The following is a 10,313-nucleotide window of genomic DNA, read 5'->3' on the forward strand; positions in this document are numbered from 1 at the left end:
GTAGACGACTGGGTTGATAGGCCGGATCTGGAAGCACGGTAACGTGTGGAGGTGACCGGTACTAATAGGCCGAGGGCTTGTCCTCAGTTGCTCGCGTCCACTGTGTTGGTTCTGAAACCACGACCGTGTCTTTCACAGTCGAACTTCATAGTGTTTCGGTGGTTATAGCGTGAGGGAAACGCCCGGTTACATTCCGAACCCGGAAGCTAAGCCTTACAGCGCCGATGGTACTGCAGGGGGGACCCTGTGGGAGAGTAGGACGCCGCCGAACTTCTTTTAGAGCTCTGGCTCTTGGGCACACAAGCCCAGGAGCCAGAGCTTTTTTGCGTTGAGGTAAGGTCAGGGGACATCGTCGGTTCGTTTCCCACAGGAGGCCCCCGGGTGGAGGTCCAGGAGACCCGTGTCCAGACGGACCGGGTCCTCACCATCCCCAACATCCTCAGCATGGCGCGTCTCGTCGGCGTGCCGATCTTCCTGTGGCTGATTCTGCGGCCTGAGTTCGGGGGGCCCAAGAGTGACGGGTGGGCGCTGCTGGTGCTGGCCCTGAGCGGCATCAGCGACTACCTGGACGGCAAGCTGGCGCGGCGCTGGAACCAGATCAGCAGCCTCGGCCGGCTCCTCGACCCCGCGGCCGACCGGCTCTACATTCTCTCGACGTTGGTGGGCCTTACCTGGCGTGAGATTCTGCCGATCTGGTTGACCGCTGTACTTCTTGCGCGAGAGCTGGTCCTGCTGGTGATGGTGGGTATCCTCAGGCGACACGGGTATCCGCCGCCGCAGGTGAACTTCCTGGGCAAGGCCGCCACCTTCAACCTCATGTACGCCTTCCCGCTGCTGCTGCTCAGTGACGGAAGTGGATGGATCCCGTCACTCGCTGCTATTTTCGGATGGGCGTTCGCTGGATGGGGTACAACGCTCTACTGGTGGGCAGGAGTGCTCTACGTGGTACAAGTCCGCCGCCTGGTCCGTGCGGACGCCATGGCCGATTGAACTCACCGATTCCCGCCACCGCAGTGGCTCGATGGCCCCCGGTGTAAAAGTGCGGGAGAATCTGGACGGGTGAAGTCGGCTAGACCGTCGTCTGTTTGAGGAGGACGCTTCCGACATGAAGGCCGTCGTGATGGCCGGAGGCGAGGGCACACGCCTTCGCCCCATGACCTCGAGCATGCCCAAGCCGCTCCTGCCCGTGGCGAACCGCCCGATCATGGAGCATGTGCTGCGGCTGCTCAAAAGGCATGGGCTGAACGAGACCGTCGTAACTGTCCAGTTCCTGGCCTCCTTGGTCAAGAACTACTTCGGTGACGGCGAAGAGCTCGGTATGGAGCTTTCCTATGCCAACGAGGAGAAGCCACTCGGTACCGCCGGAAGCGTCAAGAACGCTGAAGATGCGTTGAAGGACGATGCATTCCTCGTCATCTCCGGTGATGCGCTGACCGACTTCGACCTCACGGAGCTCATCAATTTCCACAAGGAAAAGGGTGCGCTCGTCACCGTGTGTCTGACGCGGGTACCGAATCCGCTGGAATTCGGTATCACCATCGTCGACGAGGAAGGCAAGGTCGAGCGCTTCCTGGAGAAGCCGACCTGGGGGCAGGTCTTCTCCGACACCGTGAACACGGGCATCTATGTCATGGAGCCCGAGGTCTTCGACTATGTCGAGGCCGATGTTCCCGTCGACTGGTCCGGTGACGTCTTCCCGCAGTTGATGAAGGAAGGCAAGCCGATCTACGGCTATGTCGCCGAGGGCTACTGGGAGGACGTCGGCACGCACGAGAGCTATGTGAAGGCGCAGGCCGATGTCCTGGAGGGCAAGGTCGACGTCGAGATCGACGGTTTCGAGATCTCGCCGGGCGTCTGGGTGGCGGAGGGTGCCGAAGTGCATCCGGACGCCGTGCTGCGCGGCCCCCTCTACATCGGGGACTACGCCAAGGTCGAGGCGAACGCCGAAATCCGTGAGCACACCGTCGTGGGTTCGAACGTCGTGGTGAAGAGCGGCGCTTTCCTGCACAAGGCCGTCGTGCACGACAACGTGTATGTGGGGCAGCACAGCAATCTGCGCGGCTGTGTCGTCGGAAAGAACACCGACATCATGCGCGCCGCCCGGATCGAGGACGGCGCGGTCATCGGTGACGAGTGCCTGATCGGTGAAGAATCGATCGTTCAGGGCAATGTGCGGGTCTATCCGTTCAAGACCATCGAGGCCGGTGCCTTCGTCAACACCTCGGTGATCTGGGAGTCCCGCGGCCAGGCGCATCTGTTCGGCGCCCGGGGTGTCTCCGGCATCCTGAACGTGGAGATCACGCCCGAGCTCGCCGTCCGCCTCGCCGGCGCGTATGCGACGACCCTCAAGAAGGGCTCCACCGTCACCACGGCCCGCGACCACTCCCGAGGCGCCCGTGCCCTCAAGCGGGCGGTGATCTCGGCTCTGCAGGCCAGCGCGATCGAGGTGCGGGACCTGGAGAACGTACCGCTGCCCGTGGCCCGGCAGCAGACCGCGCGAGGCAGTTCCGGCGGGATCATGATCCGGACCACGCCCGGTGTGCCGGACTCCGTGGACATCATGTTCTTCGACGGGCAGGGCGCGGACCTCTCGCAGGGCAGCCAGCGCAAGCTGGACCGGGTCTTCGCGCGGCAGGAGTACCGGCGTGCCTTCCCCGGTGAGATCGGGGACCTGCACTTCCCGGCGAGCGTCTTCGACTCGTACACGGGTTCGTTGCTGCGCAATGTCGACACCACCGGGATCGCCGAGTCCGGGCTGAAGGTCGTCGTCGACGCGTCGAACGGAAGTGCGGGGCTGGTCCTGCCCAGCCTGCTCGGGAAGCTCGGCGTGGACTCACTGACCATCAACCCTGGACTCGACGAGTCGCGGCCCACCGAGTCGGCCGAAGTGCGGCGCTCGGGCCTGGTGCGGCTCGGTGAGATCGTGGCGTCCTCGCGGGCTGCTTTCGGTGTGCGCTTCGACCCCGTCGGTGAGCGGCTCTCGCTCGTCGACGAGAAGGGACGGATCGTCGAGGACGACCGGGCACTGCTCGTGATGCTCGACCTGGTGGCCGCCGAGCGGCGCAGCGGCCGTGTGGCGCTGCCGGTGACGACCACGCGGATCGCCGAGCAGGTCGCGGCGTACCACGGCACCCAGGTGGAGTGGACGACGACCTCGCCCGACGATCTCACCCGCGTCGGACGCGACGAGACGACCATCTTCGGCGGTGACGGCAAGGGCGGGTTCATCGTCCCGGAGTTCAGCAGCGTCTTCGACGGTACGGCCGCCTTCGTACGGCTGATCGGGCTGGTGGCGCGGACGCAGCTCACGCTCAGCCAGATCGACGCGCGGATTCCGCGTGCGCACGTCCTGAAGCGTGATCTGGCGACGCCGTGGGCCGTCAAGGGGCTTGTGATGCGGCGCGTGGTCGAAGAGGCGGGAGATCGCTTCGTGGACACCACCGACGGCGTTCGGGTGGTGGAGACCGACGGGCGCTGGGTGATGGTGCTGCCCGACCCGGCCGAGGCGGTCACCCATCTGTGGGCGGAGGGCCCGGACGACGCCTCCGCGCAGGCCCTGCTGGACGAGTGGTCGGCGGTCGTGGACAGCGCCGGGCGCTGAGGAAAAGCCGCAGCACACGCGCGTGCCGGACAAGTGTCCCCAAGGGGGCCTGTCCGGCACGCCGGTGGGGCCATTCGGAGGTAGTGGTCGCGACGTGCGACGATGTGCGGCATGCCGCAGCAGCCCCCCATTCGGAGCACACCCACGCGCCCTTCGCGGCCGGACGCGTCCATGTTCCTGCTCACCAACGTCATGGACCACAGCCTCGACGACGGCTACGCCGAGGCGGCCGCCCGCAAGGCGGAGGGCGCCGGCGGGCTGCCCAGGACACTCAGTGGCAAGCTCGGCCTGGCGGCCGGGCTGGTCCTCGCTGCTCTCGTCGTCACCGTCGGCGCGGCACAGGCGCGCGTGGCGGCGCCCGTCGTGGCCAAGGAACGCCAGGAGCTGATCGACCGCATCGACCGTGAGACGGCGAGCGCGGACAAGCTGGAGGGCTCCGTCGACAAGCTGCGCGACGATGTGAGCGCGCGGCAGCGCGAGGCGCTGAGGAAGAGCGGGGCGGGCGACCAGTCGGAGCTCGTCGGCCTCCTGTCGGGCGCCGTCGCAGTCCATGGTCCCGGCGTGAAACTGGTCGTGAACGACGCCAAGGAAGCCACCAGCGGCGGCAACGGCGACCCGCGCGAGACCTCGGACTTCTCCGACACGGGCCGGGTCCGTGACCGTGACATGCAGCGTGTCGTCAACGGGCTGTGGGAGTCGGGGGCCGAGGCCGTCTCCATCAACGGACAGCGCTTGACGGCGCTGTCGGCGATCAGGGCCGCGGGTGACGCCATACTGGTCGACAACAGGCCACTTGTTCCGCCGTACACGGTGCTCGCCGTGGGGGACGGCAAGCAGCTGAGCACCCGGTTCCAGGACAGCGTCGACGGACTGTATCTGCATGCGCTGCAGGAGAACTACGGCATCCGGACCAGCATCTCCGTGGAGGGCGACCTCCGGCTGCCCGCAGCACCGAGTGTGATCGTACGTACAGCACAGCCGAGCACCGAGAAAACCGAGAAGGGCACATCGTGATCGCCGTACTGGGCCTCGTCGTGGGAGTCGTGGCCGGACTGTTGGTCCGGCCTGAGGTTCCGGCGGTCGTCGAGCCTTATCTGCCGATCGCCGTCGTCGCGGCGCTCGACGCCGTCTTCGGTGGTCTGCGGGCCATGCTCGACGGCATCTTCGACGACAAGGTCTTCGTCGTGTCGTTCCTGTCCAACGTGGTCGTGGCCGCGCTGATCGTGTTCCTGGGCGACAAGTTGGGCGTGGGGGCCCAGCTGTCCACCGGCGTCGTCGTGGTCCTCGGCATCCGGATCTTCTCCAACGCCGCGGCGATCCGCCGGCATGTGTTCCGGGCGTGAGGCCGATGAGCGAGAAGGACGACAAGCCCGAGAACAGGCTGCGCAAGGAACTTCCCGAGGAGGTGCCGGCGGACGCGCCTGAGGCTGCTGAGGCGAAGCCCGAGGCCGTCGAGGAAGCTCCCGAGGAGAAGGAGGCGGCGCTGACCGGGCGCCAGCGGCTCGTCAACGGTCTGTGGCCGCCGCGTGTCACCCGGGCCCAACTGATCGTCGCCGTGCTGCTGTTCGGCCTCGGCTTCGGACTGGCCATCCAGGTGGCCTCCAACAGTGACAGCGACAGTGCCCTGCGCGGCGCGCGGCAGGAGGACCTCGTACGCATCCTTGATGAACTCGACGACCGTACGCAGCGTCTCGACGACGAGAAGCAGGGGCTGGAGAAGCAGCGCGAGGAGTTGGAGAACAGCTCCGACCAGGCCGAGGAGGCCCGGAAGCAGACGATCGAGAAGGAGAAGCAACTGGGCATTCTGGCGGGCACGGTGGCCGCTCAGGGGCCCGGTATCACCATGACGATCGAGGACGCGAAGGGAGCGGTCGAGTCGGACAGTCTGCTCGACACGATCCAGGAGCTGCGCGCGGCGGGGGCGGAGGCGATCCAGGTGAACGGAGTGCGCGTGGTGGCCAGCACCTACTTCACGGATTCGGGCAAGAGCGTCACGGTGGACGGGAACAAGATCAACGCGCCCTATCGTTTCAAGGTCATCGGCAAGCCGGCGGACCTCGAGCCGGCGCTCAACATCCCTGGAGGCGTGGTGCAGACTCTTGAGAAGGAGCAGGCCACGGTCACTGTCGAGCGGTCGAACAAGATCGTCGTGGACGCCTTGCGAGCGGCGAAGCAGCCTGACTACGCTCGGTCGTCCTCCCAGTGAACCGGCGGTGCATGGGGGGCGTCCGGCAGGGGCATGAGGTTGCGGGGGGTCGGCGCACCGAACGGGTGGTGCGTGGTGGAAACTGTCTGGTGGATACGGACGTTGTGAGGATGTCCGGGTCGGCCGGCGTAATGAGTCAGGGTTCGTCCTGCCCCACGGGCGGGTCTGTTTCGGTCAAGGGGAATCGCCCGTGAAGTTGTTTGCGAAGTTGTTCGGCAAGAGCGCGCGAGAGGGCAGCGACAATGCCACCGCCCGCCATCGCGCACAGCCCGACGTGGAGGGCCAGCGTCCGCTGTTCCGGGACCAGGTCGGTGGTCCGGGCGGTGACATTTCCGGAGGTCAGGGCGCGCCGTCTGTTGACCCTGCGCAGTCCGGCGGCATAGGTTTCGGGCAACCGTCAACCTCAACTACGGGTGGAGGGTTTTCCCCTATGTCGGCCCTGGTGTGTACGAGGTGCGGTAACCGCAACGCGGAGAACAGCCGCTTCTGCTCCAACTGCGGCGCCCCGCTGCGGGCCGGGGCCACCCCCGAGCGCCCCTCGGAGACGACGTCCACGATCTCCATCTCCGGCCTTGAGGCCTACGACGCCGAGGTCACCGGGCAGACCCAGCTGCCCGCCCTCTCGCCCGAGGCCCAGGCTGCCGTGGACGCGCTGCCGATGGGCTCCGCGCTCCTCGTCGTGCGCCGCGGCCCCAACTCGGGCAGCCGCTTCCTCCTGGACAGCGACCTGACCACGGCCGGCCGCCACCCGCAGAGCGACATCTTCTTGGACGACGTGACCGTCTCGCGCCGTCATGTGGAGTTCCGCCGGGGCGGGGACGGCTCCTTCACGGTGGCCGACGTCGGCAGCCTCAACGGCACGTACGTCAACCGCGAGCGGATCGACCAGGTCGCCCTGAACAACGGCGACGAGGTGCAGATCGGCAAGTACCGGCTGGTGTTCTACGCGAGCCAGCGGGGCTACTGACCCTCCCCGGAGAAGGTCCATGCTGCAATCACCGAGCGGCGGTTCCGGGCACGGGGCCGCCGCCGCGGACAGTGGGCTGATGAGCATCGGCACGGTGCTGAACGTGCTGCGTGACGAGTTCCCCGAGGTGACCATCTCCAAGATCCGCTTCCTGGAGTCGGAGGGGCTCGTCGAGCCGCAGCGCACCCCTTCGGGGTACCGCAAGTTCACCGCTGCTGACGTCGAGCGTCTCGGCCACGTCCTGAGGATGCAGCGGGACCACTATCTGCCGCTGAAGGTGATCCGCGAGCATCTGGACGCCGTGGAGCGCGGCGAGGCCCCGCCACTGCCCGCCGTGAACCGTCAGCGGGACGGCGAGACCGTCCTGGAGCCCCTGGAGGGCCCCACCGCGGCCCGCATCGGACGGGCCGAGCTGCTCGCCGCGGCGGGCATCGACGAGCAGGAGCTGAAGGAGTGGGAGTCGTACGGGCTGCTCACTCCGCTGCCGGACGGGGCGTACGACGCCGAGGCCGTCACCGTGGCCTCGCTCGTCATCGAACTCGGGCGGTTCGGGATCGAGCCACGGCACCTGCGGGCCATGAAGGCCGCCGCGGACCGTGAGGCGGGCCTTGTGGACCAGGTGGTGGCCCCGCTGAAGCGGCACCGCAACCCCCAGACCAGGGCCCACGCGGAGGCCCGTACGAAGGAGCTGGCGGCGCTCACGGTGAAGCTGCACGCGGCGCTGGTGCAGACCGCGCTCGGCGTCCGCCTGCCCTGAGCGGACGCGGACGCGAAGGCCGGATCGGCCCCCCGTTCCCTGCCCGACTACCCAAACGTCCCGAGCACGGCCTAGGGTTGCTGTGTGAACGAGCTCGATGTCGTAGGTGTCCGGGTCGAAATGCCCTCCAACCAACCGATCGTGCTCCTGCGGGAAGTGGGAGGCGACCGTTACCTCCCCATCTGGATCGGGCCGGGGGAGGCGACGGCGATCGCCTTCGCCCAGCAGGGCATGGCTCCCGCCCGGCCGCTGACCCACGACCTGTTCAAGGACGTGCTGGAGGCCGTCGGCCAGGAGCTCACCGAAGTGCGCATCACGGACCTGCGTGAGGGCGTCTTCTACGCGGAGCTGGTCTTCGCCAGCGGGGTCGAGGTGAGCGCCCGCCCGTCCGACGCCATAGCGCTCGCGCTGCGCACCGGGACGCCGATCTACGGCAGCGACGGAGTGCTCGACGACGCCGGCATCGCGATCCCGGACGAGCAGGAGGACGAGGTGGAGAAGTTCCGCGAGTTCCTCGACCAGATCTCGCCGGAGGACTTCGGCACCAGCAGCCAGTGACGCACGGGCCGGCCCGGCGGACCAGCGGTCCGTGACGGGCCGGTTGTGTCCGGTGACCACACAAATGCCGGCATTTGCCACCGGCGCGTGAGAGCGTCCTGCGGCTCGTCCCGAGCGCATTCGGCTAGCCTTTCCCCGCGGTGGGGTACGGGAAACCACTCTTAGGGTGATTATCACTCGGCGTGCCGAGTGTGGCGGTCGTTGACGCACCCCTGGTGGCTGCCTACCTTCGAGGAGGCAGGTCAAGGACGGAGGTCGGCGTGAGAAGCAGCGGCGACGGTGCGGCTGGGGGTGCCCCCGGACGTGAGGTCGGGGTGAGCCTTCCGTACCCGCCCCCGGGCTCTCAACCTCGTTCGGGTTGGGGGGACCCCCATCACGGCAGCGCGGCCGATCACGCTCCCCAGCGACCGACGGCCGTGCCCAGCAGCGGAGGGGCGACGTCCATGACGTCCGAGCAGATCGGCTACCGCGGTCCCACGGCCTGCGCGGCCGCCGGTATCACCTACCGGCAACTCGACTACTGGGCGCGCACCGGGCTCGTGGAGCCGAGCGTGCGGCCCGCGTACGGGTCGGGGACACAGCGGTTGTACAGCTTCCGGGACGTGGTCGTCCTGAAGATCGTCAAGCGGTTCCTGGACACCGGCGTGTCGCTGCAGAACATCCGCACGGCCGTGCAGCACCTGCGGGAGCGCGGATTCCGGGACCTGGAGCGCATGACGCTGATGAGCGACGGCGCCACGGTCTACGAGTGCACCTCGCCGGACGAGGTCCACGCCCTGCTCCAGGGCGGCCAGGGGATCTTCGGGATCGCCGTCGGGGTGGTCTGGCGGGACGTCGAGAGCGCGCTGTCCCAGCTGCACGGCGAGCGGATCGACACCGGCGAGACCCTCGTCGGCCAGAACCCGGCGGACGAGCTGGCACGGCGGCGCAACCGGGCCGTCTGAGGCGCGGGCGCGGGCCGCCCGACGTCGTGCGGGGGGCATTGTCAGTGGCGTAGGGCAGCATCGGACATGTGAGAAACGCGCCCACGATCCTGCATCTCGACATGGATGCCTTCTACGCCTCGGCGGAGCAGGCGTCCAAGCCGAGTCTGCGCGGGAAGGCCGTGGTCGTGGGCGGGCTGGGGCCGCGCGGGGTGGTGGCCACGGCCTCGTACGAGGCGCGGGTCTTCGGGGTGCGGTCCGCGATGCCGATGGCCCAGGCGCGGCGGCTGGCGCCGAACGCCGCGTATCTGGTGCCGCGGTTCGGGTTCTACCGGGCGATCAGCGAGCAGGTCATGGGGCTGCTGCACGAGCTGTCGCCGCTGGTGGAGCCGTTGAGCCTGGACGAGGCGTTCGTGGACCTGGAGGCCGGTGAGGCGGCCTGGGACGAGGCGTCGGCCCGGCTGGTGGGGGAGAAGCTGCGCGCCGACATACGGACCGGCACCGGGCTCACCGGGTCCGTCGGGCTCGCCGCGTCCAAGATGCTCGCCAAGATCGCCTCCGAGGAGGCCAAGCCCGACGGACTGGTGCTGATCGAACCGGGAACCGAGCGGGCGCTGCTCGGGCCGATGTCCGTGCGGACCCTGCCCGGGGTGGGGCCCGCGACGGGCGATCACCTGCGGCGGGCCGGGATCACCACGGTCGACGACATCGCGGAGGCGGGGGAGGACGAGCTGGTACGGCTGCTCGGCAAGGCGCACGGGCACGCGCTGTACGCCATGGCGCTGGCGCACGACGACCGGCCCGTGGTCGCCGAGCGGGAGGCCAAGTCGGTGTCGGTCGAGGACACCTACGACGTGGACATCCACGACCGGATCCGGGTGGGCCTGGAGGTCCAGCGGCTGGCGGACCGGTGCGTGCGAAGACTGCGGGCCGCGGGGCTGTCGGGGCGGACGATCGTGCTGAAGGTGCGGCGGTACGACTTCTCGACCCTGACCCGGTCCGAGACCTTGCGGGGGCCCACGGACGATCCGGCGGTCGTGCGGGAGGCCGCGGCCCGGCTGCTGGACGCCGTGGACACGACGGGGGGTGTGCGGCTGCTGGGAGTGGGGGTGAGCGGGCTGGCCGACTACACCCAGGAGGACCTGTTCGCGCAGGCCGCCGGGGAGACGACGGGGATGGAGCATGCCGGGGAGGAGGGGGTGGAGGAACCCGACGAGGAGCAGGTGACCGTGGTCGAGCGACGGTGGCCGGCGGGGCATGACGTCCGGCATGCCGAGTTCGGGCACGGGTGGGTGCAGGGG

General features: G+C 68.3%; 10 protein-coding genes and 2 rRNA genes. All 12 read left to right on the forward strand.

The window, feature by feature from the left end; translation table 11 throughout:
* Positions 1 to 85 (forward strand): 23S ribosomal RNA (locus GRC12_RS36515); the annotation flags it as partial.
* 69 nt (positions 86 to 154) lie between these two features.
* Positions 155 to 271 (forward strand): 5S ribosomal RNA (gene rrf, locus GRC12_RS36520).
* A 110-nt stretch (positions 272 to 381) separates the two neighbouring features.
* The gene (locus GRC12_RS36525) at positions 382 to 990 is read left to right on the forward strand and encodes a CDP-alcohol phosphatidyltransferase family protein (RefSeq protein WP_208784379.1); all 609 of its coding nucleotides are present in this window, start codon (positions 382 to 384) and stop codon (positions 988 to 990) included.
* Positions 991 to 1,105: 115 nt separating this feature from the next.
* A complete protein-coding gene (locus GRC12_RS36530) occupies positions 1,106 to 3,601 on the forward strand; it encodes a mannose-1-phosphate guanyltransferase (RefSeq protein ID WP_208784381.1) in 2,496 nt (831 codons plus the stop codon).
* Between the two features lie 111 nt (positions 3,602 to 3,712).
* The gene (locus GRC12_RS36535) at positions 3,713 to 4,615 is read left to right on the forward strand and encodes a DUF881 domain-containing protein (protein WP_244374322.1); all 903 of its coding nucleotides are present in this window, start codon (positions 3,713 to 3,715) and stop codon (positions 4,613 to 4,615) included.
* Positions 4,612 to 4,944: a small basic family protein gene (locus GRC12_RS36540; RefSeq protein ID WP_003988855.1), complete on the forward strand. Its 333-nt coding sequence runs from the start codon at positions 4,612 to 4,614 to the stop codon at positions 4,942 to 4,944. Before GRC12_RS36535 ends, GRC12_RS36540 begins: the two co-directional genes overlap by 4 nt.
* Before the next feature lie 5 nt (positions 4,945 to 4,949).
* Entirely contained in the window at positions 4,950 to 5,807 is an 858-nt protein-coding gene (locus GRC12_RS36545) for a DUF881 domain-containing protein (protein ID WP_208784386.1), read from the forward strand.
* A gap of 82 nt (positions 5,808 to 5,889) precedes the next feature.
* Positions 5,890 to 6,774 carry an FHA domain-containing protein gene (locus tag GRC12_RS36550; protein ID WP_208784390.1) on the forward strand — a complete coding sequence of 295 codons (885 nt, stop codon included), beginning with the start codon at positions 5,890 to 5,892 and terminating at the stop codon, positions 6,772 to 6,774.
* 19 nt (positions 6,775 to 6,793) lie between these two features.
* A complete protein-coding gene (gene ftsR / locus GRC12_RS36555) occupies positions 6,794 to 7,531 on the forward strand; it encodes a transcriptional regulator FtsR (protein ID WP_208784387.1) in 738 nt (245 codons plus the stop codon).
* Positions 7,532 to 7,615: 84 nt separating this feature from the next.
* A complete protein-coding gene (locus GRC12_RS36560; protein WP_004002801.1) occupies positions 7,616 to 8,089 on the forward strand; it encodes a bifunctional nuclease family protein in 474 nt (157 codons plus the stop codon).
* 260 nt (positions 8,090 to 8,349) lie between these two features.
* Positions 8,350 to 9,033, forward strand: coding sequence for a MerR family transcriptional regulator (locus tag GRC12_RS36565; protein ID WP_208784388.1), 684 nt, complete (start codon positions 8,350 to 8,352; stop codon positions 9,031 to 9,033).
* Between the two features lie 68 nt (positions 9,034 to 9,101).
* A partial coding sequence (locus GRC12_RS36570; RefSeq protein ID WP_208784389.1) for a DNA polymerase IV occupies positions 9,102 to 10,313 on the forward strand: 1,212 nt, incomplete at its 3' end.

Source organism: Streptomyces griseorubiginosus (genome assembly GCF_017614965.1).
In the GTDB taxonomy this organism is placed as follows: domain Bacteria; phylum Actinomycetota; class Actinomycetes; order Streptomycetales; family Streptomycetaceae; genus Streptomyces; species Streptomyces griseorubiginosus_B.